Origin of the sequence: Oceanotoga teriensis (assembly GCF_003148465.1) — a bacterium.
Lineage (GTDB): Bacteria > Thermotogota > Thermotogae > Petrotogales > Petrotogaceae > Oceanotoga > Oceanotoga teriensis.
Map to the genome: position 1 here is coordinate 76,757 of NZ_QGGI01000010.1, position 23,241 is coordinate 99,997.

Consider the following 23,241-nt stretch of genomic DNA (forward strand, 5'->3'; position numbering starts at 1 on the left):
CCTACTTTCATAAATTATAAAAAAGATTATACACTCATAACAATGATTAATTTTTGTTACTTAGAACTTAGTTAAAAAATAAACCAATACAAACGAATTACTCAGTTACATTCGGTCTGATGGGAATTTTTTACCTACAAAAAATAATTTTAAAATCATTGAGATAAGAAATAATCTTATATAAATAATATATTATTATTATGTGTTAAAAATTGCGTTTTAGTTACTTTTTCGAAACGAAAAGAATTGAAAAATTTATTCAAATTATTGTATATTAATGATAAAATATAATTGACTGTTCATAAAAAATGGGGAGGAAAATATATGAATAAAGATTTTTTTAAAAGAATTCATAAGTTTGTATTGGGATTTATCATATTATTCTCAATAGCCATTACAACTTTTAGTTATATATCTACGGGTGTTGAGAATGGATCTAAAACATTAATTGCAATAATAGGTGTGATTATTGTATCTATAATAGTATATTTTTTAAAATTTAATGATAATATTAAAGGTTTCATATTAACATTAATTCCTGTTTTAGGAGTTTATTTAAAAACTTTTTCAGCAAATTATGGAACTCTTTATAATCCAATAATAATATTAGGATCTTTGATATTATTAGCTATGTATTTTGATTTTAAATCTGTACTGATACTTGCAATATTTAATGATATAGTTTTAATAACAGCTTATAATATAAATCCAATATTAATATTTGGAGATATAAATCAAGAAAAAATTTTAGGAAGTTTTGTAATGGTTATTATAACTATAAATCTCAATGTATTCACATTATATATGATAACAAAATGGGGAAATCAAGCTATATTAAATGCTGAAAAAAAATCTGAAGAAAGTTTTAATTTATATGAAAATATTAAAAATATAGCTTTGAAATCCAATGAAAAAACTATTGAAATAGATAAAAATACAAATGTATTAAAAAATATATCTGTTCAAAATGCTCAAAATTCTAATGATTTGAAAGAAAGTTCAAAAAGTCTTGATGAATCAACAGAATATTTAATAGCCTCTGTACAAGAGATTAATTCTAAAATTGAAGAAATTTCTAATAATTCAAAAGAAATAGAAAATTTCACAATAGAAATGTCCAATAAATCAAATGATTCTATTAAATTATCAGAAGATGGTGAAACGACTTTAAGAAATGTTAAAAATATAATAGAAAAAGCTTTAAAAAACTCTGTAGAAACAGAAAAACTTTCAAAAGAAATGGAAGAAAGCTCAGAAAATATAGAACTTATAACTCAAACGATTCAATCTATTACTGAACAAACAAATCTTTTAGCCTTAAATGCAGCAATAGAAGCAGCTCGTGCAGGAGAAGCAGGAAAAGGATTTGCAGTAGTTGCAGATGAAATAAGAAATCTGGCAGAAGAATCAAAAAAAGCTACTGGAAAAATAGCTCAAATACTTACAAATATAAAAAAACAGTCAAAAGATCTCAGTTCAGCGGCGAATGAAACAGATGAAGTTGTTAATCAAATAAATTATGAATCAGAAGAATTAAGACAAAAATTTAACAAAATCACAAATATGTTGATAACTATAGACTCTAATTTAAATAGACTTCAAAATAATACAAAAGATCAAAATGATTCTATTTATCATATAAATGAAGAAATGAAATCCATAGAATCAGTTGTTTCAAATATAAAAAATAAAACAGAAAATCTTGAAAATATTTCAAAAGTACAGAATAAACAATCTTTAAAAATAAATGATATAGCCGAAAAATTGTTTAATAATACAAAAATACTCATAGAAATGATACAAAATAATGGATAAATTAAATTAGCGAATTATTTAATCAAGTGTTATAATTAATTTTTATTTAAAATTTAATCGATTCTCTAAAAAAGAGTTAAATCTTTTTAAAGATAAAAAAACAAATATGTATTAAAATTTGAATGATAAGTTATTATTTGTGATTTTTGAGGGAATTATATCTTTATATTTTAAAGGGGGCTTATAAGATGAATCTTAAATTTGGGTTTGACAGAGAACAAAAAAAAGAAGAAAGAAAACTTTTAGAAAAAGAAAAAATAGAAAACTTTAACGATGAAGAGAGAGCATTTTATTATGAAATTGAGAAACTTATTTATGCAGAAGAGGAAAAAGATATAAAAAATTAATTTAAATATTTCTAATCCCAGTTTATATAACTGGGATTTTTTATTTTATAAATTTCATTGAAAGTTAAGTATAAGTGTGTTATAATAAAAATGAGTTAATATTAAGTTAAGGGAGGGATTGTATGAAATTAGGAATGAAAATATTTGTTGTGATTATAATTATAATATTAATATTTACAGGATTATCTCTTTACAATAGTTATATTATATTTAAAAATACTGGGGATTATGCAGAAACGAATCTGATAAAAGCAAATACAAAGATCATGGAAGATTATAATACATTTTTTGAAGAACTTGATAAACTTACAAATCTCACTTCTAAATTAGACAATGTAAGAACGAGAAATGAACATATAAGGAATATATTTAAATATATAAATGAAAGTTATAAAAATATAGACCTTTCTTATGTGGCATTTGAAGATGGAACTTATATATTTGAACCAGATAGGGAAATGCCATCGGATTATGATCCAACTGTTAGACCATGGTATATAGAAGCCAAGAGTATGGAGAATGTTTATATAACAGAGCCATATGAAGATGTTTCAACAAAAGAAATGGTAATTTCAGTTGCGAAAAGAGTTTATGGACCGGATAATAATATAATAGGTGTTGTTGCCTTTGATGTTTCTATGACAGATCTTGTGAATGTTTTGAGTGCCAATAAATCTTATGATTCTTCATATGCTTATGTTTTAAATCAAAAAGGTATTACACTTGTACATCCTGAAAAAGAAAGAATTGGAGTTGATATTTCAGATAATATTTTATTTAAAAATCTTGATGGAAAAAATGGTATTTTAAATTATGAATATGATGGTGTTAAGAAGATGGCTTTTTATAATACATCGGATTTAACGAATTGGATATTTTACACAGTAGTAGATGTTAAAGAAGTTGAATCTGAGGCAAGAAGTCAATTAGTGTTTAATTTAATATTTATAATAATAATTATTATTATATCTTTGGTATTGACCATAATATTTACAAAAATTAATATTTCAAGTCCTATAAATCATCTCATGAAAAATGTTGATAAGTTCGGGGAAGGTGATTTAACAGTTGATTTTACGATAAAAAGTAAGGATGAAATAGGAAAAATTTCCGAAAGTTTAAATTTAATGGCAAAAAATATTCAAGAAGCGATGTCATCTATAGATAATTCAGCATCTGAAACGAAAGTATCTTCTGAAGATCTTGCAAATATTTCACAAAAAATAGCTGGAATGATAGAAAATGTCAATGTTCAAATGAATGATATAAGAGATAGCTCTGGAAATGTTTCAGCCAATGTAGAAGAAGTTACATCGGGAGTTCATGAAGTTGCAGATGGAGCGAGAAGTATTTCTCAATCAGCTATGGAATTGAGTGAGTTTGCCGATAATACATTATCATTTGCTCAGCAAGGAAGTGAAAAAATAGATTTTATTGGAGATAGCATTAAAAATGCTGTAAAAAAATCTTCAAAAGCTAAAGAAGAAGTCACAGTTCTCGAAAAAGAAGCTTCGAATGTTGTTGAAATAATAAATACAATAAATAATATAACAGAACAAACTAATTTACTTGCATTAAATGCAGCAATAGAGGCAGCTCGTGCGGGAGAAGCAGGAAAAGGGTTTGCTGTTGTAGCGGATGAAATAAGGAAACTTGCTGAAGAATCAAGAAAAGCTACAGAAGAAATCGATTCTATATTGTCTGATGTAAAAAATGGTACGGATACTGTTAATAAAACTACTATAGATGTTGAAAATGAAATAAAGAATATAGAAAATAATATGTCTAATTTAAGTGAATTATTTGATAATATAAAAAATAAAGTTGAAGGCATGACTTCTGGAGTTGAAAATTTAACTGCAGCGAGTCAACAACAGAGTGCATCAGCTGATGAAATGAATAATGCTATGGATAATATTTCAAAACTCGTTGTTGATATAAATGAAAAAATAAATGAGATAAGTGAAGATATAGAAAATCAAAATTCTGAAGCTCAGAATATAAGTGCAAGTAGTGAAGAATTATCAGCACTTTCTGAAAGTTTGTCAGAAGAGGTTAAAAAATTTAAATTTTAATAAAATGAAACTGTTACATGAGGTAAGAGAATATTAAAATCTCTTACCTCAATTTTATTGAATAAGTACAATTGAATTTTTTATTTATATCTAAATATAATGAATCTTCTTTATCTGAAAAATCGCCATCGAAATCTTCAAAATCTGCATGTCCATACCATGGCTCTATACATATGAATGGGGATTCGCCTTTTTGTGACCATATACCTAAAAAAGGAAATCCTTTGAAATCAACTGTTAATGAATATTCATTTTTATTATTTCTTAAAGATATTTTTGAAGATTTTAAATTTTTGAATATCAAAGCATCTTCATTAAACAATTCATGATTTAATTTTATTATTTTTTCATTTTTCAAATAAGGTATACTTTTTCTACTGAATAATCCAAGTTCTGTATTCAAACATTCTCTATTTATGGTTTCATTATTTTCAAATTCTAAATAATAATCTTCAAAAGACTCATTTTCTAATATAGGACATTTAAATCCTGGATGAGCTCCTATAGAAAAGTATATTCTTTTATCATCTAAGTTTATTACTTCATAATTTATGAATAATGAATCTTCAATTATTTCATAGGTTATTATTAATTCGAATTTATAAGGATATTTTTTCAAAGTATTTTCATCATATTTCAAAGAATATGTTAATTTTGAAGTGCTCGACTCTTTTAAATCAAACTCTAAATCTCTGGCAAAACCATGTTGGCCTAATTCAAATACTTTACCATTTACGGTATATTCATTGTTTTTAACTTTTCCAACTATAGGAAAAAGTATTGGTGCATGGCGGCCCCAGTATTTTTTATCTGCAGTCCACAAAAACTCTATATTTGAACTGTTTTTAATACTTATTAATTGAGCACCCGAGGAGTCTACTACAATTTTTAAATTTTCATTTGAGATGGTTTTTAACATATTTTCCCTTCTTTCAATTCATTTTTTATCATTATGTATTATATAATAAAAATATAAACATGAATTATCATATCTTATAAGATATGATAGTTCATGTTATTTTATCGATTCTATTTTTCGGATATTATAATATTATAAATTTTATTTTTTTCTACTTTTAAAACATTTGAAATTATTTTTATTTTATCTTCTCTCATATTTGAAAAATAAATATTATATTTATCATCAAATTTAATCGTTTTTGTTTTATTATGATTTACAAATCTTATTAAATAATCATTATTATTTATTATTTTTAAAGCATATATAGTTATATCATTTGGTAAATCGAATAATTTATCTTCTATTATTTTAGAATTGTTTAATATTATAGGGTGTAAAGAATAAGTACTTGAATTTTTAAAAAGTTCTTTTTCATTTTCAATTATTCTAAAAGCATATTCTAAATTTATGCTTCTAATTATTTGAGAATCTTCAGTTTTTAAATTTGGACCAGCTTCAATCTGTCTCGTAGAAATATTTTTTTTTGAAAGACTATCAACAGATCTTAATAAAGTTAAATATATTTCATTTTCAATTATTTCATATTCGTATAGGCCTCGCGTTATAATTTGAATTTTTTTATCAGTTACAAATTTATTCATGGTATATCTTGGAATAATTTCTTCGGCTGATGTATCTTTATTTAATTTATAAGGTCCATTGTTGTTGAACTTGATATTATTATTTAACTTTGTTTTGTGTTCTACAAGACCATAATAACCGTCATTATATATTAAATTATTCTTAGATATTTTGAAACTACTTCTAAATCTATTATTTTTTTGTTTGTTTTTTATATTTAAATAAATATTAACACCTTTTAAATTTTTTGAAAGTTTATATATTATAGTTATTGGAGAATTTTTAAAGTCAGATTTACATTCAATTATTTTCATATTTTCGTTTTCTTTAATCTTTAAAGATTTAATTTTAGGGTTTACTTTTAATTCTTTTCCACCATAATCATAATTATATTCATCTCCTATATCTTTAGAATAAAAAAAAGTGTTTAAATTATTATAATTAGTATTCTTTATTTTATCTTCAATATCAAAAGATAGATCTTCATTTAATTTAAATTTTATAAATTTATTTTCAAATGTAGCATTATTAATATTTTTTTTATGAGTTGAAATTTTTTGTGATTTTTTTAATTCTAAAGTTATTATCTCAAATGGTTTTAATTTTAAACTGAAAGTTATTTTTTTTACACATTTTTCTAAAAAAGGAATTATTGATTTATCTGTTAGGTAACTATTCAATTGATTAATTTCTTTTATATAATTATTACCACCTACAGTATTTTCTGATTTATCCATAATATTTAAAATTTTTTGTGATTTTTCTATTATACAAGGTATTTTTTCATTTTTTTGATAAAGTTCATAATCATCTTTATTATTATCTAAATAAAATTCATATATATCATTGTTTTCATATTCAGACATATTTATTATGTTTATATAATTTTTGTTTTTAGAATCATCGATAAAATTGTTTAATATTCTTGACAAAGTAGATCTTGCATTATCAAAAGAATTTTTAAGTCTAACTTCAACTTCTTTTCCTACACTATCTGTTGAACATCCTCCAATAGAATCATGAGCTTGAGATTTTAATAGTTCTTTCCAACCATAGTTTATTTCATTTTCAAAGTTTTTTTTATATTTTTTTATGGCTATTATATTCAATGGTTCTATATATCTTTCATATAATATTTGAGACTCATGGTTTAATAATTTTAAGTATATTCTGCTTGAACTTATGTCTTTTAAAATAGGTTCATATAGAGGACTTTTTAATTCGCCATATACTTTTTTAAATTTCTTTTTATGTTTAAAAACTTCATCAGAATAGTTTTCAAGTGTTGAATGAATTATATTTTTTGAAAAGATTTTTTTTATTTTAAAGTCTGGAATTTCATGATCAATTCCATTCATCAATAATATATTATCCGATGTATTATTTTTAGATATTTCATTTATTTCATAATTTAATTTTTTATAAAAATCTTCAAAAGTTGTTCCAGATTTAGCTAAATTGAAATACCCTCTATATAAATTTATAGTATTTATGAAATCACCGTTTTCAGAATACCATTCAAATTCAGTTTTTCTACATTTTTCGCCTACACCTCTCCAGATTACAGCAGATTTAAAATCTAATCCTTTTAAAATAGAGGGAGTATAAGCTGAATGTCCAAACATGTCTGGTAAATATCCAATATTCATATATTTTATATCATAATTTTCACATATTTTTTTTGCGTATAAAAAATTTCTTATTAAAGCTTCTCCTGAGATTAGAAATTCATCTGGAAGAATATACCAAGGACCGATTATTATTTTTCCATTTCTTATCATATTTAAAAGTAAGTCTTTTTTTTCAGGTCTTAATTCTAAATAATCTTCGAGTACAATTAATTGACCATCGAGCATGAAATATTTAAAGTCTTTTTCATTTTCTATTTCATTTAAAAAAGAATCCATCATATTTATTAATCTATGTCTCAAAAGTTGATTAGAAACGTACCATTCTCTATCCCAATGTGTATGAGTTATTATATGAACTTTCATAATATCATCTCAGGATAGATAAGTTTATTTACTTTTTTGTTTTCATTTATTATATCAATACTTGCATCATAAATATTTTGAATATATAAATCTATATTTTGATATATCGATTTCATTTTATATTCTTTATTTTTATATTCAAAAGTATCTATCAAACCATCATATCCAAGACAAAAAAAGTCTTTATCGAATAAAAAATTTTTTTCTAAAAGTATTTTTGAAGTTTCTACTGCCATTTCATCACAAAGACAAAATATAGCAGTATTTTTTTCTATTTTAGTATTTTTTAAGTATTTTTTTACATTTTTTGGGTCTATTTCTGTTATTACTTCAATATTATCATCCTTGTTTGATTCTGAAAGAAATCCATCTATTCTTTTTGATATAACATCATAATTTTTTTTCATTCCAAGTATGAGATATTTTTTTGGATTAAATTTTTTTAAATATTTAAAAGCAAGTTTTCCACCATAATTGTTATCAAAATCTATATAATTAAAATCAAAGTCCATTTTTGGATTTCCGAGTACAAGATATTTTTTTTCTAACTTATTCAATTCAAAAATTCTTTTATCTTTTTTTTCTGGAGAAGCTAAAATAGTTAAATCAATTATATTTGCAGAATTTAATTTTTTTATTGAATTTATTTCACTTTGTTTTACATGTAAAGACATTATCAGGTTATAATTATTTTGTTCATATTTTTCTTGTATTTTTCCCAATAGAACTTGATAAAATTTTGATTTCACTATTGAATTTATATCATCACCAAATGAGAAAAGTATTATATTTGTATTTTTTCCTTTTAAAGCTCTTGCATTTGAACTTGGTATAAAATTGTATTCATCAACTATTTTTAAAATTTTATTTCTTGTTTTTTCATTTACCATATTTGGATTTGAAATGGCTCTTGACACTGTTGAAGGAGATACACCAGCCTTTTTAGCTATATATTTCATATTTATCATAAATTCACCCCTTTAATCCAGAAGATGCTCCAACCTCAATGAAATTATCTTGCATAGATAAAAATATAAAAATCATGGGAGCAGTCATCAACATTGTTGCTGCCATCATATATGGCCATACTGTATAAAAAGATCCTTTGAAAAAATTCAAACCTAATGTTAATGTAAACATTTCTTTTTGTTGCATTATTATCAATGGCCACATAAAATCGTTCCAGGTATTTAAAAAAGTATATATTCCGAGAGCTCCAAGAGCTGGTTTACTTAAAGGTAATATTATTTTAAAAAAAGTTTTAGGTATTGAAGCACCATCTATTTTGGCTGCATCTTCAAGTTCTTTTGGAATATTAAGAAAGAACTGTCTCATTAGAAATATGCCAAAAACCATTGTAAGTTTTGGTAAAATTAATCCTGTATATGAATTCAATAAGTTAAAATCTGATATTAATAAATAAGTTGGAATTATTATGGCTGGAAAAGGTATCATTATTGTTGCAAGCAATAAACTAAAAATTTGATTTTTGAATGGAAACTTTAATCTTGCAAAAGCGTATCCTGCAAGTGAATCAAAAAATAAATTACCTATAGTAACAGATATAGCATATATAAATGTATTCAATATCCATCTGAAATATGGAGTTATTTTAAAAATTTCTACATAGTTTGCTGTAGTTGCAGGGGCATTAAAAAGTGTTATAGGCCATTTAAAGAAATTTATTTTTGGTGGCCATTTCATAAAATCTACACCAACACGGATACCTTCCTCATTTTGATAAGTTATTGGTGTAAAAGAGATCATTGCCGACCATATGAACGGAAAAAGAGATATAAAAGCATATAAAATTAATATTGTATATGCGATCATCTTTAAAGTATTAAATTTTTTCATATCATATCACACTCTCTTCTTTAAAAGTTTTTTTAAAGATCGAAGTTATTATAAGAACTATAAAAAATAAAATTACTCCAAGTGTTGAAGCATAACCCATTTGTCCATATTCGAAAGCATTTTTATATATATAAAAAGAGAGAGTTATATTTCTTAAGTTTTTTATTAACATATATATTTGATCAAATACTTGTAAAGTGCTTATTATTCCTATAGTTATTACATAAATACTTTGATTTTTTAAAAGAGGAATTATTATTTTAAAAAACATTGTAGTATTTTTAGCCCCATCTATTTTGGCAGCTTCATATAGTTCATTTGGAATATTTTGAAGACCAGCAAGATAAGTTATCATAAAGTATCCGGCAGTTGTCCAAATATTCATAGCCATTATTGCACCAAGAGCAGTTGTTGGATTATTTAACCAATCTATTTGGGGTATACCAAATATTCCAAGCATACGATTTAATATTCCTGCTTTAGAATATATCAAAGAAAAAATCATAGATATTGCTGCTGATGAAGTTATTGATGGAATAAAAAAACTGGCTTTAAAGAAATTAATTCCATGTATTTTTTGATTTGAGGCAATTGCTAGTAGGAGTGCGAGAAAAGTTTGAATTGGAACTACTATTAAACAAAATAATAAAGCATTGCCAAGTGCAATCCAAAAATATTCATCATTATATGCTTGAATATAATTATCCAATCCTATAAATTTAGGCTTGTATTTAAATGCAGAAGAGGCTCCATTTATATAATTATTCAAAAATTTTTTTACAGTCGTTTGTGAAGACAATTCCCTATTATAAAAATCTTCGAATAATTTTTCTATATTAATTTTAGAATTTTTTATTATTTTTATTTGTTTATCATTTAATTTAATTCCAAGTTCATTTTGTATGAAATCTAACATATTAAAAGAATCAATATAATTATTTAAATTTTCTTTTTTTATATCATCTATAAATTCTCCAATATAAAACTGTATAGAATCTTCTGGAATAATAGGCATTTCAAATTGTTTGTTTTTTGTAGAATTATAATCTGTAAAACTGTATATGAATGTCATCATTATTGGATATAGCATAAAAGTTATTAATAATATTATTACAGGAGAAATAAATAGATAACCATAAAAATTTTCTTTATAATTTTTCAATGAAGAACCTCTCCTTTAATAAACAATAATTTTATTATTTAACCCATTTCATATAATTTTCATTTATCTTTATTTTAGCCTCTTCAAAAGTTATATGATTGTAGAATAAATCTTTTAATATACTGTTTAATTCATCATTAGCTCTTGTAAATCTTCCAGAAGGAGTTTGAACTTTCCAAGGATGAGCAAAATCTAATGCATCATAAAATATTTTTTTTATATTATCTGTATCTTTTGAAGCTATAGACTTTCTTGAAGATAATGAGCCTACTTTTTCTACAAATTCTTTTTGACCTTCATCAGTTAAAAATTTTATAAGTTCCCATGATTCTTGTTTGTTTTTAGAATATTTATTTATAGACCAACCGACTGTATATAACATTGATGATTTTTCAGAAAAATGAGGTATATTGACTATTCCAGTTTTATTTAATAAATCAGGATATTGTTCTCTTAAGTAGCCTACAGTCCAGTTTCCTGTCATTGCCATTGCGACTTTACCAGTACCATAAGCTTCTCCTATCCAACTTGCACCCAATGCTGATGGTTCAACGGCAAGATTATATTTTGATACGAGTTCAACATAAAATTTAAAACCAGCCCATGAATTATTACTTGTAATAGCTGTTGATAAGTCCTCATTAACAACTTCTCCGCCAGCTGAAAAAATAAATGGGATTGCTCTATTAAAATCTGCTGCTATAACAAGAGGTGTATCCATACCTTTATTTTTTAGTTGTGTTGCTTTATCAAAAAGATCAAACCATGTATCATTATTTGTTGGATATTCTACTCCATATTTATCAAAAAATTCTTTATTGTAAAATAAATTTAAGGAAGAAGCATCTTTTGGTATGGAATATAATTTATTATCAAATGTGAATGCATCTAAAAGATTTGGAAAAAAATCTTCAATATCAAAACTTTCTTTTTTTATAAATAAATCTAATGGATATAAAGCATTAATTTTATAAAATTCTTCTGCCCAAGCTACATCAACATAAAATATATCAGGTCCACTACCAGCTGAAATTTCACTCATTAATTTTTGAGTAAATTGATTTACATCACCAGCTGGTTGCCAAACAGCTTTTATATCTGGATTTTGTGCATTAAATTTTTCAATTATATTTTTTATTATAGATTCTTCAACAGGATTTCCAGGCCAACCACTCATAACTATTGTTTTTTGAGTAAAGCATATAATACCAAATAATAGTATTAATACAACAAAAAATCCTTTTTTCATAAAAAAATCCCCCCTTATTATTTTTGCAAACGTTTGCTGCAAACGTTTGTATTAATTTTATCATCATATAATATTAATTTAAAATTTGTTTTTTGATATTTATATTTGATTATAGGGGGTTATATCTTTTTTGATGTCTTTAACTCTAATATTCAAATTTAGAATTCAATTTTATATTTTTTCAACACGATTTTTCCCATTTTTTTTAGCAATATAGAGTGCATTATCAACTCTTATCAATAGTTTTTCTATTGGTTCGTCTATATTATAAGAAGAGACTCCAAAACTAAGTGTTAGCTTTATTTTAGAATTAAATTTATGATTTTCTACTATTGATCTAAGTCTTTGAGCGAGATTAAAGGCTTTTTCTATGTCTATACAAGTGAGAATCATGAACTCTTCTCCACCCCATCTGAAGAAATAATCATCTTTTCTCAAATTGTTTTTTATTAAATTACTTAATTCTTTTAATACTTTATCTCCAGTATTATGTCCATAAGTATCATTTATAGCTTTAAAAAAGTCTATATCAAACATTATTAAAGAAAATATTTTTTCTGATTTCTTTTTTATTATTTTATTAAAATGTGTTCTATTGTAAATATTAGTTAATTCATCATGAATAGATAGTATTCTCAATTTACTGTTTATTTTTATTAAATATGATGTGTATGCAAAGAATGAAATTAAAATCATTATAAATAAAAAAATTTCTAATTTGATTCTATCTATCATTTCATTTATCAATTTGTTATCTGTATAGATTATTAAATATCCAAAATTTTTATTTTGAGTATTTTTTATATTTATCAAATTTATTATGTAATAATTTTTATCTTTTTTTGTTAAATAATTTTTGGATAAATCATCTTTATTTATTTCATGAATATTTTTTTCTATTATTGTGTTTAATTCATTTACAGTTATTATTAAATTACTTGTTTGAAAGTAATTTTTTGTATAAGAATCATAGAAAAAGTTTTCTAAAGAGAAGTATTTTTCATACAATTTAAATTTATAATTCGTCAATGTTTTTAAATTTTCTTTATTTATTATAAAAAATGCAAAACATTCATTTTGTTTCATGAATTCATTAGATATTTCTGTTAATGGGATACCAAATTCTAATACACCATAAAAATTTTCATTTTTTATTATGGGATAAATAAATCTATAACCATTAAAGGTTTTTCCACTTTCAAAACCCTTAAAAAAAATTTTATTGTCTATGGATTTACTTATTCCAAATCTTTCTGATTTTAAATTATCATCATAATCATTTAAAGAGTGCATTCTTAATATACTAGTGCCTTCTTTAGATATAAATTGTATGCTGTAAATTCCCAGTTTTTTTATTTCATCATAGAATGGAAGTACTTTTTCATATAAGTATAAACGATTTGAATTTAATAATTCTTCTTCTGATAAATTGTTTATTATTATATTCGATAGAAGTTCAGTTGTTTTTTCATAATTTTCTAATATTAATTTTTCTTGTTTTAAAAAATTATCTATCATTTCATCTTGAACGGCTTTTATATTATCCGTTTTTTTGATAATTCCTGTGAAAAGTATTATAGAAATAAATATAAATATTATTATAAAAATACAATACAGATAAATGTTATGATTATCTTTCATGAGAATCCCCCCTTTTATTTCGATAAAAAAAACCTCTTCAAATAAATGAAGAAGGCTATAATTTTTAAAAAATTTTTTAAACTTTATCATAATATTATCGGATTTATATTAGTTTATAATAATTTAAAAAACAAAATGTATAATAAATTATATGACTAATATGATGTTTTTGTATTAAAAAAATGTTAATTTATCTTTGAGAGGTGGGAGATTTATATTAAAGAAAAAATACAAGATATACCTATAAATGATGCTTTTATGATAGATGGAAAATGTCCTTTATGTTATATAAAGGATCAAATAGAAGAGCAAATTATTTCAAAAGTTTTGAGTAATGATATGCTTATAAGCGATGATTTTGTAGAAGATTTAAAAAAATATGGTTTTTGTAAAGAACATTTAAAAAGATTATTGAATAAAAATGATAGACTTAGCCTTGGAATAATATTGAACTTTCAGTTCAATATTGAGATAGAGAATATTGAGAAAAATAATGGACTAAATTTTAGGGATAAGATTTTAAAGAAAGAATTAAACAATGATAAAGAATGTTATATATGTAAATATTCAGAAGATCTCATGCCTATTTATTTGAATAATATAATCAAAATGTATGAAGAAAAGCCTGATTTTAGAAGTTTATTTGATGAATCCGATGGTTTTTGTATTAATCATTATAATCAGTTGATTAATCATAATAGAATAAAAAAAGATATGAAAAAATCTTTGAAAGAATTAGAAATTAAAGTTTTGAAAAATATTCAAAGTGATTTAAAATATTATCTTGAAAAATTTGAATTTAAAAATAGAGATCTTCCATGGTTGAATTCAAAAGATTCTATTGAAAGAACTATAAATAAATTTATAGGAGATATATAAAGAACTTCTCATATTCATGAGAAGTTCTTTTAATTTATAAATTTTTCTGTTGATTTTGAACCATCAAATAATGTAAACAATTGAAAATAATCTGTGGTTGATAATTTTTTTTCATGCATATCTAAAAAGAACATTTTCTCTTTAAAAGGACTATTTTTATTGTTTAAATCGAATAAAGTTATATTTCCTTTTGATATAGGTGCTAAGTCATAGCCGCTTATATTGTTAATTTTTTCTATTTTATTGCTTTTATTATCTCTATAATAACTATTTATGTAAAAAGAATATATGGATAAAACTTTATTTTTAAAATTTTCATCATTATTTAGATAATTTGCAATTGTGGGTTCTGAAGATATTTTATTCAATTTTGTATGAAATCCTCCCCATTGACCATAAAATTTTTGATTTTTATACATTTTTGTTATTTTTAAAAAATTATATGTTAATGCTTCTTCTCTTTGTTTAATTGGTTTAGAATCGTATGTAAGATTTAAAATAGAGTCTTTTTTATCATAATCATGATATAATTTCATGTTTAGTAATGAGTTTTCAACCATGAATTTTAATTTTTCGAACTCTTTTATTTTAGAATAATAGTTTTCATTATTTATCATATCTGAATATATAGATTTAAAAATATTTTGAATCTCATCTTTTATTCTATTGGGATTTGGATAATTTTTATTTTTAAAGTCATAAGTTTTAAAAGTTTTTATTAAGTATTCTAATTTTTCATTTATTTCGATATTTTTTATTTTAATTTTATTATTATCCAATAACAATTTTATTCCGAATAATGCAGATTCTTGCTGGAAGTCTAAGTCTGCTCCGATGAATATGAAATTGCCATTTTGTTCATCATAATATTTTTTTAATTTTTTGTAAAATTCATAGTTTTCTTTGGAATTTGCAAAAGTTCCATCGAGATTATTCATTATATAAATTAAGTATTCTTCATTTCCAGTTTTTAAATATTCATTTATAACATAAGAACTTGCATATCCAGATTCTGATATGTAAATATTGAAATCTTCTTCTTCATGCAGATATTTGAATAATTCGAGCTTATAATCAAAATTCAACTTTGTGGCATGATTTTCTGATGAAAATATTATTTTAAAATTGTTTAATTTATTTTTTAAAATAGGTGAAAAATCTGGATTTTCTAAATTTATTTCTATAGAATTATCATTTAAATATTGAAGTTCTTCATCAGAAAATTCTTTATTTGTATTTGTTTTTAATAAAGCACAAGAACTCAACATTAATATTATGGTATATAATATACTTAGTAATAGTATTTTTTTCATGAAAACCTCCATTGAATTTAAATTTATGATATATTATAACAAAGTTAACTTTTTTATAGGTTAAATTTTATATTAAATAAATTAATATTGTTTAAAATATAATTATAATATAATTTGTTTGAGAGGTAAAATATGAATATATTTATTGCAAGACAACCTATTTTTGATAGAAATTTAAATGTTTTTGGGTATGAACTTTTATACAGATCAGACTTTGAAAACATAAGTAAAATATTTAATGGTGATGTTGCAACCTCAATGGTTTTGAATAATGGAATATTGATGTTGAATGATGGAAAGTCTGAAAAATATTCGTTTATAAACTTCACAAAGAAACTCATAATTGATGAAGTGCCTTTGTTATTTTCAAATGAAGATATAGTTGTAGAGATATTGGAAAATATAATACCCGATGAAGAGTTTATAAGTAAATGTATAAAAATGAAAAAAAGAGGTTATATTTTAGCTTTAGATGATTTTGTTCTTTCATATGAATATGAAGATTTGATAAAACTTTCGGATATAATAAAAGTAGATTTTTTATTGAATTCTAGATCTGAAAGAAAAGAAATAATAAAAAAATATAGTAATTATAATGTAAAGTTTCTCGCTGAGAAAATAGAAACGAATAAAGAATTCGAAGAGGCTAAAAGTGATGGATATTCTTTTTTTCAGGGATACTTTTTTGAAAAACCATCTGTGATATCTGGGAAAGATATAGATATAATTCCAACAAATCTTTTTAAACTAATAGATATGGTTTATTCTAAAGATGTAAATTATAATGATATAGCGAAAGTAATAAAAAATGATGTTGCTTTGACTTATAAACTTTTGAGACTTACTAACTCTGTTAATTTTGGTAAAAGCCAAGAGATTAGTTCTATAAATCATGCTTTAACTTTTTTAGGAATAAAAGAACTTAGAAAATGGTTATCAATAATAATGGTTAATAATATAGATAATAAAAAAACAGATGAATTAATAAAAATTTCACTCATAAGGGGAAGAATGACAGAATTACTTGCAGAAAAACTTAATTTGGCTTCTGAAAATAATGATTTTTTTCTTGTTGGACTATTATCATTGATAGATACTTTGACAAACACAACTATGGAAGAAGCTTTAAGATATTTACCAATAAATTTGATCATAAAAGAGACTTTACTTGGAAAAGATACCATCATAAAGAAAGTTTTGAATATTGTTCTGATGTATGAAAAAAATGATTGGAATAATTTAGAATTTTTTTGTAAAAGTGTAAAAATTAATTTTGAAGAATTAACTAAAATATATTATAAATCAATAAAATGGGCAGACAATGTAATAATGGAATATTAAAAAATCATCGATTAAATATTAAATAATCGATGATTTTTTGTTTAAATATTTGAAAGTATTTTTGAAAAAGTATCTTTTGCTTTTTGAAAATCTTCATCATTTGGATGTTTTGCAGCTTCAGCATGTCTTTTTTTTCTTTCTTCATTCATAGCATGAGGATGATCTGGTGGAAGATTTTTAAACTTTTCTGCAAGTCTTGGATCTATTTTACCTTGACAATGGAAATGTCCCAAAACCTCATTATTGTTATTTTTCATCAATTCTTCAAATCTATCAACACATTTTTGCGCATGTTCTGAATCAGGATAAGCTCCAAGTGTAAAAAAGAAAGCTATTTTTTTATTTTTTATATTTTTCAAAACTTCTAAAGTTTTTTTATCGGCAGTTCCTCTATCTACCCAATAACCAATAGTTATAAAATCATAATCATCAAAATTTTCAATATTTTTTGCTTCATCAATCGATATAAAATCGGTATTTTCTGGCATTACTTCTTTTATACTTTCTGCAACCTTTTTAGTATTTCCGGTTAAAGTAGAATAAATTAAAATTGATTTCATAAATAACCTCCTGTTTGTTGTAGTTTAATCTACTGATATTATATAGAAAATACATCGAAAAGTCAATAAAATTTGATGTTTTAACCTTAAAAACTTATTGACACCTACTTTTTATTTTGATATAATGTAGGTATAACTACATAAATATATTTAGTTTAAAAAAATAAAGAGTGGTGAAATATGAAGAAAATAATTCCTATTGTTATTGTAGTATTTATAGTTATATTTTTTATATCTCTTTTTTCAGGAAGTGTAAAAATAACTTTTTCAGATCTTATGACACTTTTTCAAAAAGATGTTGATAATGATTTTGTAAAAACTATAGTTATGGATGTTAGATTACCAAGAATAATAATGGCTTTACTCACTGGAATGATGCTTGCATCTTCGGGTACTGTTGTTCAGACGGTATTTCAAAATCCTCTTGCCGATCCTTATATAATAGGTATAAGTGCAAGTGCGACATTTGGTGCCGTACTTTCATTTGTTTTGAATTTGCCAGATTATATGTATGGAATAATGGCTTTTTTTACATCTGTTATAACTTCTTTTATGATTTTTAAAATTTCAAGGACATCTAAGAAGACTCATACATCTACTTTATTGATAGTTGGAGTCGCAGTTTCTTCATTTTTAGGAGCATTTACATCTTTTACTATGTATTTAATTGGTGAAGATTCCTTTAAAATAATAATGTGGACTATGGGATATCTTGGTGGTGCGAGTTGGTCTAAAATAGTTATGATGATATTTCCTTTAATCCTTTCTATAATTTTGTTTATTTTAAATAGAAATGAATTAGATGCTTTATTGAGTGGCGAAGAAGAAGCTCATGCTTTAGGGGTTAATGTTGAAAAACTAAAAAAAACTATGTTGATAACAGCTTCATTAATAGTTGCTTTTTCTGTTGCTTTTACTGGAATGATAGGTTTTGTTGGACTAATAGTTCCACATATTATGAGAATGTTTGTTGGAAGTTCTAATTCTAAATTAATACCTTTAGCTACAGTTTTTGGAGGAATATTCTTATTGGCAAGTGATACCATTGCACGTACTATATTGGCACCGGTTGAAATACCTATAGGAGTTATAACTTCATTTTTTGGAGCTCCATTTTTCTTATATCTTGCATTAAAGGGCAAAAGAGGTGGATTTCATTGATAAGAACGGAAAAACTTAATTTTAATTATGGAAATAAACATATATTAAAAGATATAGATATAGATATAAAAAAAGGTAAATTTACAGGGATACTTGGACCTAATGGATCTGGAAAATCTACATTACTTAAAAATGTTCTCGGCTATCTTCAACCTGAATCTGGAAAAATTTTATTGAATGGAAGATCTTTGAAGAGTATAACAAGAAAAGAGGCGGCAAGAATAGTAGGGTTTGTACCTCAAAAATCTGGATTCAGTATGAATATTAATGTTGAAGATTTTGTAATGCTTGGAAGAATTCCTCATTTAAAGAATAAATGGAGTGGATTTCAAAAAAAAGATAGAGATGTTTGTAATAAAATAATATATGAACTTAATCTTGAAAACTTTAGAGATAGAAGTGTTTTGAGCCTTTCTGGAGGAGAATTTCAAAGAGTATTAGTTGCAAGAGCTTTATGTCAAGAACCAGAAGTGCTTTTATTAGATGAACCTACATCAGCTCTTGATATGAACTATGCTGTCGATATTTTAAGTACAGTTAGAGACTTAGTTGAAATAAAAAATTTAACAGCTGTTGCTGTTTTGCATGATTTAAATCTTGCTTCCATATTTTGTTCTGAACTAATTTTAATGAAAGAAGGAAAAATAGAACATTGTGGAAAACCAAAAGAGTTAATGAATGAAAAAATTCTTAAAGATATATACGGTTTCGATTCTAAAGTCATTTATGAAGATGATGAAACCCCTTATATAATTCCTGTATGCAATGGTAGAAGAGGTGTTGTGAATGTTTGAAAGTAGATATAGATCACATCATGATTCAGGTAGAGCTTTAAAAGATATACTTGAACCATATATTGAAAGTAAAAGGCTTACAAAAAAAGATTTTGAAGAAGTTATGGATAGTTATCCAAAAAATGATAAAAGGGTTTTATATGTTCATACTCCTTATTGTGACAAACTTTGTACATTTTGTAATTTAAACAGAAAATTATTACAAAATGGTATGGAACAATATACAAATTATATTGTTTCTGAATTTGAAAGGATAGGTAAAACAGAATATATAAAATCGAAACCATTTGATGCTTTATATTTCGGTGGAGGAACTCCAACGACATATTCTGAAAGTGAAATGGATAAACTTTTAAATTCTTTAACCAAAAATTTAAAATATTCAGAAGATTATGAATTTACATTTGAAACGACTTTGCATAATTTAACAGATGAAAAATTAAAAATTATGCAAAATTATGGAGTTAATAGATTGAGTATAGGTATTCAAACTTTTTCAGATAGAGGTAGGAAATTGTTGAATAGAACTTATGATCAAAAAGAAATTTTGAAAAGATTGAATCATTTAAGAGATATTTTTGATGGACATATGTGTATAGATATCATATATGCTTATCCCGATCAAACGGAAGAAGAAGTGATAAATGATGCTAAATTAACTTGTGAAGTTATGGCTGATAGTGCGAGTTTCTATAGTCTTATGATACAACCAGGTTCAGCTCTTGCAAGTATGATTGAAAATGGGAAATTTAAATTTGAAAGAACAAATGAATGGGAAATCAATTTACATAATAAATTTCTTGAGAACATAAATAATAATTATGAAATTCTTGAACTTTCTAAAATAAGAAGAAAAAATAGGGATAGGTATAGATATATAACTCTCAGATATGATAATGCCGATACATTTCCCGTTGGAATAGGTGCTGGTGGAAATGTGGCTAATATGGGTGTTTTTAATATGAGTCCAGAGATGCAATTTTATTCATATACAGATGAAATTAGTAAAAAATATAATAAAATATTAGGTCATATGCAATATGCAAAATATGATTTAAAATATTTTGAAAATGAAATTTCAGAATATTCTATGGATTTACTTGAAAAAAGATTAAAAGAATATGTTAAAAATGATTATGCTTTTGAAGATGAAAACAAATATGTTCTTACAAATGAAGGGCTTTTTTGGGGCAATAATATAGCTGTTGATTTATTGGGTTTAATAATAAAGAATGAGTTTGAATTTAATAAATAAATTTTGGAGGTGTAGTTTTGAAAAAGGTATTTTCTACTTTATTTATAATGGTTTTAATGGTAAGTGCATTTTCTTTAAGTATAAAAGATGGTAAAATTTTCGATGAAAATGATTGGTCAGTAGAACTTAAAGAGTATAATAGTATAGTTTTAATAGATCCATCTACAACTGAAGTTGCTTTTTTATTAGGTGCTGAAGATAAAGTTAAAGCGATAGGTCATACATCGAGATCTCCTATATGGCCTTATGATAAAACTGTTAATATGGAAACAGTTGGAACTATAACTAAACCATCACTTGAAAAAGTTCTTTATTATAAACCCGATCTAGTAATACTAAATGGTATGATTACAGAGTTTGGAGAAACACTTAGAGGACATGATATAAATGTTTTAACTATGAGTGCAGATGGTATAGAAGATATTTTAGATAATTTGGAAATATCTGGAATAATCTTTGGAAAAGAAAGAGAAGCAATAGAAATGGCACAGACTAAAAAAGCTTTATTGAAAAAAATAAAAAAAGATATAAAGAAAAAACCTTTAAATATGAAAGGGGCATTCTTATACAGTACAAATCCTATAATGGGATTTAATGCAGATTCTCTTCCTGGCCAGATACTTGAAATCATGGGAGTTGAAAATATTACTAATGGAATAACAGCGGCAAGACCTATTTTGAGTCCAGAATATATATTGAAAGAAAACCCAGACTTTTTAATAGGTGCTATGAGTATAAAAAAACCAGAAGATATATTGAATGCAAATCCTATGATAAATAAAACTAATGCCGGAAAAAATAAAAATATACTTTTAGTAGATTCTTCAAAGATATTAAGACCATCACCAAGAATTATAGAAGAAATTGAATCATTATACAAAGAATTATCTAATATAAATAATTAATTGTAATCTATTGTTTTTTAAAATTTTATTGACAAAAAGTAATTTTTATGATATAATTGAATTGTATTAAAAATAAATCCCAGCTTTGCTGGGATTTTTTATTTATTATTTTTTAAAAAGTTATAATCTGTATTATCTATTTTTAAAGGGGTTATTGTGATATAGTCTTTTTGAATATAATAATTATCTGTATTTGAATCATTTTTTTCTTCTATTAAATCACCATATATTATATATTCATCCTTATTTTTTTGTCTTATCCTGTTTGAATAACGTCTTCTACCAAGCTTTACGTATTTTACTCCTTTTATTTGATAATCAGGTTTATTTGGCGAATTTATGTTTAGTATAGTACCTTTTGGTATATGTTTAGTATTTAAGATTTTTATTAAGATATTTATTATAGAATTATAATATTTTGTATTTCCATATTCTAAAGATAGAGCAATAGATGGATAACCACTGAAAGCAGCTTCAAAAGCTGCACCAACAGTTCCTGAATATCTTATATCATCGCCTATATTTGGTTCATCATTTATTCCAGATAATACTATATCAAATTTAATATTTTTGTATACATGATCGAGTCCCATTATTACAGAATCTGCGGGAGTTCCAGTAACATAATAAGAATCTTTTTCTCCACAATCCAATGAAAATTTTTTAATTTTTATTGAATCAGAAAAAGTTAAAGCACCACTCATGCCAGTATTTTCCTTTTCTGGAGCACAAATATATATATCATGATATTTTGATATTTTTTCAGCTAAAATCTTAATTCCTTCACTTTTTATTCCATCATCATTTGTCAATAGTATATTCATATTATTATTCTCCATTTTCATAATAATGATCAAATATTTGATTTTCAAAGTTTAAAGATTTTGCAAAGTAAACATTCATATTTTCTATATCATTGAAGTCATTTATAATATTTTCAAAGGTTATTATTACATTTTTGTATGCAATACTTAAAAGATCTTCACACCATTTTTTATATATAGATGAATTATTTTTTGATAGTTGATTTATATTTTTTTTAGCTAAAGAATAATAAGAATAATAGCATGAAAAAGCTGAAATTATACCTTCTTGAAATCCTTTTTTGGAAGAGTTTTCCAAATGATATAGATATTTCTTCATTATATTTGAATTATTATAATTTTTGATATCTTCAAAATTTATATTTAACTCTTTTATTATATTATAATAACTTTGAAATTCGCTGTTCACAGCGTTGTTTATTAAATTATTTGGGTATTCGGATTTTATGGTGGAAAAGGGCCTATAAGTTACTCTTTTCCAATTTCTTAATAAGTGTGGAAAAATCTACACCATAGTTGCCTGTTT

20 protein-coding genes are annotated in these 23,241 nt (G+C 24.1%); 9 read left to right on the forward strand and 11 right to left on the reverse strand.

All coding sequences use genetic code 11. From position 1 onward, the window contains the following. The first annotated feature begins 324 nt into the window (after window positions 1–324). The 3 genes from C7380_RS08095 to C7380_RS08100 all read left to right on the forward strand — a co-directional run bounded on the left by C7380_RS08095 (window position 325) and on the right by C7380_RS08100 (window position 4,237). On the forward strand, window positions 325–1,815 hold the full coding sequence (locus C7380_RS08095; protein ID WP_109605002.1) for a methyl-accepting chemotaxis protein: 1,491 nt from the start codon (window positions 325–327) through the stop codon (window positions 1,813–1,815). 188 nt (window positions 1,816–2,003) lie between these two features. After that, window positions 2,004–2,162 (forward strand): hypothetical protein, encoded by a 159-nt coding sequence (locus C7380_RS13535; RefSeq protein ID WP_158274850.1) that lies wholly within the window; start codon window positions 2,004–2,006, stop codon window positions 2,160–2,162. Between the two features lie 122 nt (window positions 2,163–2,284). After that, the gene (locus C7380_RS08100) at window positions 2,285–4,237 is read left to right on the forward strand and encodes a methyl-accepting chemotaxis protein (protein WP_109605003.1); all 1,953 of its coding nucleotides are present in this window, start codon (window positions 2,285–2,287) and stop codon (window positions 4,235–4,237) included. A gap of 43 nt (window positions 4,238–4,280) precedes the next feature. On the opposite strand, the gene C7380_RS08105 is transcribed toward C7380_RS08100, so the two are convergent. The 7 genes from C7380_RS08105 to C7380_RS08135 form a co-directional block, all read right to left on the reverse strand. Beyond that, window positions 4,281–5,156, reverse strand: coding sequence for an aldose 1-epimerase family protein (locus tag C7380_RS08105; RefSeq protein WP_109605004.1), 876 nt, complete (start codon window positions 5,154–5,156; stop codon window positions 4,281–4,283). A gap of 110 nt (window positions 5,157–5,266) precedes the next feature. After that, complete coding sequence (locus C7380_RS08110) at window positions 5,267–7,774, reverse strand: glycoside hydrolase family 38 N-terminal domain-containing protein (protein WP_109605005.1); 2,508 nt, start codon at window positions 7,772–7,774, stop codon at window positions 5,267–5,269. Beyond that, window positions 7,771–8,742: a LacI family DNA-binding transcriptional regulator gene (locus C7380_RS08115; protein ID WP_109605006.1), complete on the reverse strand. Its 972-nt coding sequence runs from the start codon at window positions 8,740–8,742 to the stop codon at window positions 7,771–7,773. Before C7380_RS08115 ends, C7380_RS08110 begins: the two co-directional genes overlap by 4 nt. A 4-nt stretch (window positions 8,743–8,746) precedes the next feature. Beyond that, window positions 8,747–9,631, reverse strand: coding sequence for a carbohydrate ABC transporter permease (locus C7380_RS08120; RefSeq protein WP_109605007.1), 885 nt, complete (start codon window positions 9,629–9,631; stop codon window positions 8,747–8,749). A 1-nt stretch (window position 9,632) separates the two neighbouring features. After that, window positions 9,633–10,793, reverse strand: a complete 1,161-nt coding sequence (locus tag C7380_RS08125) for a carbohydrate ABC transporter permease (RefSeq protein WP_206050566.1) — start codon at window positions 10,791–10,793, stop codon at window positions 9,633–9,635. A gap of 34 nt (window positions 10,794–10,827) precedes the next feature. After that, window positions 10,828–12,042, reverse strand: a complete 1,215-nt coding sequence (locus C7380_RS08130; RefSeq protein ID WP_109605008.1) for an ABC transporter substrate-binding protein — start codon at window positions 12,040–12,042, stop codon at window positions 10,828–10,830. A gap of 171 nt (window positions 12,043–12,213) precedes the next feature. Next, window positions 12,214–13,683 carry a sensor domain-containing diguanylate cyclase gene (locus tag C7380_RS08135; protein WP_158274851.1) on the reverse strand — a complete coding sequence of 490 codons (1,470 nt, stop codon included), beginning with the start codon at window positions 13,681–13,683 and terminating at the stop codon, window positions 12,214–12,216. A 228-nt stretch (window positions 13,684–13,911) separates the two neighbouring features. Between C7380_RS08135 and C7380_RS08140 the strand changes: the two genes are divergently transcribed. Beyond that, entirely contained in the window at window positions 13,912–14,562 is a 651-nt protein-coding gene (locus tag C7380_RS08140) for a DUF6062 family protein (RefSeq protein WP_306765957.1), read from the forward strand. 29 nt (window positions 14,563–14,591) lie between these two features. Here the strand turns inward: C7380_RS08140 and C7380_RS08145 are convergent, their stop codons facing one another. Next, entirely contained in the window at window positions 14,592–15,875 is a 1,284-nt protein-coding gene (locus C7380_RS08145; RefSeq protein WP_109605011.1) for a hypothetical protein, read from the reverse strand. Between the two features lie 132 nt (window positions 15,876–16,007). Between C7380_RS08145 and C7380_RS08150 the strand changes: the two genes are divergently transcribed. Then, window positions 16,008–17,216 (forward strand): EAL and HDOD domain-containing protein, encoded by a 1,209-nt coding sequence (locus tag C7380_RS08150; RefSeq protein ID WP_109605012.1) that lies wholly within the window; start codon window positions 16,008–16,010, stop codon window positions 17,214–17,216. A 41-nt stretch (window positions 17,217–17,257) separates the two neighbouring features. Here C7380_RS08150 and C7380_RS08155 read toward each other — a convergent pair whose 3' ends face one another. Continuing rightward, window positions 17,258–17,776: a flavodoxin family protein gene (locus C7380_RS08155; RefSeq protein WP_109605013.1), complete on the reverse strand. Its 519-nt coding sequence runs from the start codon at window positions 17,774–17,776 to the stop codon at window positions 17,258–17,260. A 180-nt stretch (window positions 17,777–17,956) separates the two neighbouring features. Between C7380_RS08155 and C7380_RS08160 the strand changes: the two genes are divergently transcribed. The 4 genes from C7380_RS08160 to C7380_RS08175 are packed head-to-tail and all read left to right on the forward strand — an operon-like array spanning window position 17,957 to window position 21,891. Next, a complete protein-coding gene (locus tag C7380_RS08160; protein WP_109605014.1) occupies window positions 17,957–18,937 on the forward strand; it encodes a FecCD family ABC transporter permease in 981 nt (326 codons plus the stop codon). Continuing rightward, entirely contained in the window at window positions 18,934–19,731 is a 798-nt protein-coding gene (locus C7380_RS08165; RefSeq protein ID WP_206050567.1) for an ABC transporter ATP-binding protein, read from the forward strand. The genes C7380_RS08160 and C7380_RS08165 overlap by 4 nt, the downstream gene beginning before the upstream one ends. Continuing rightward, window positions 19,724–20,986 carry a radical SAM protein gene (locus C7380_RS08170; RefSeq protein ID WP_109605016.1) on the forward strand — a complete coding sequence of 421 codons (1,263 nt, stop codon included), beginning with the start codon at window positions 19,724–19,726 and terminating at the stop codon, window positions 20,984–20,986. The genes C7380_RS08165 and C7380_RS08170 overlap by 8 nt, the downstream gene beginning before the upstream one ends. 17 nt (window positions 20,987–21,003) lie before the next feature. Continuing rightward, entirely contained in the window at window positions 21,004–21,891 is an 888-nt protein-coding gene (locus C7380_RS08175) for an ABC transporter substrate-binding protein (RefSeq protein WP_109605017.1), read from the forward strand. A gap of 98 nt (window positions 21,892–21,989) precedes the next feature. Here the strand turns inward: C7380_RS08175 and surE are convergent, their stop codons facing one another. Together surE and C7380_RS08185 are read right to left on the reverse strand one after the other, a co-directional pair. Continuing rightward, window positions 21,990–22,715: a 5'/3'-nucleotidase SurE gene (gene surE, locus C7380_RS08180; protein WP_158274852.1), complete on the reverse strand. Its 726-nt coding sequence runs from the start codon at window positions 22,713–22,715 to the stop codon at window positions 21,990–21,992. Window positions 22,716–22,719: 4 nt separating this feature from the next. Further along, window positions 22,720–23,124, reverse strand: coding sequence for a thiaminase II/PqqC family protein (locus tag C7380_RS08185; protein WP_158274853.1), 405 nt, complete (start codon window positions 23,122–23,124; stop codon window positions 22,720–22,722). Window positions 23,125–23,241: the final 117 nt, after the last annotated feature.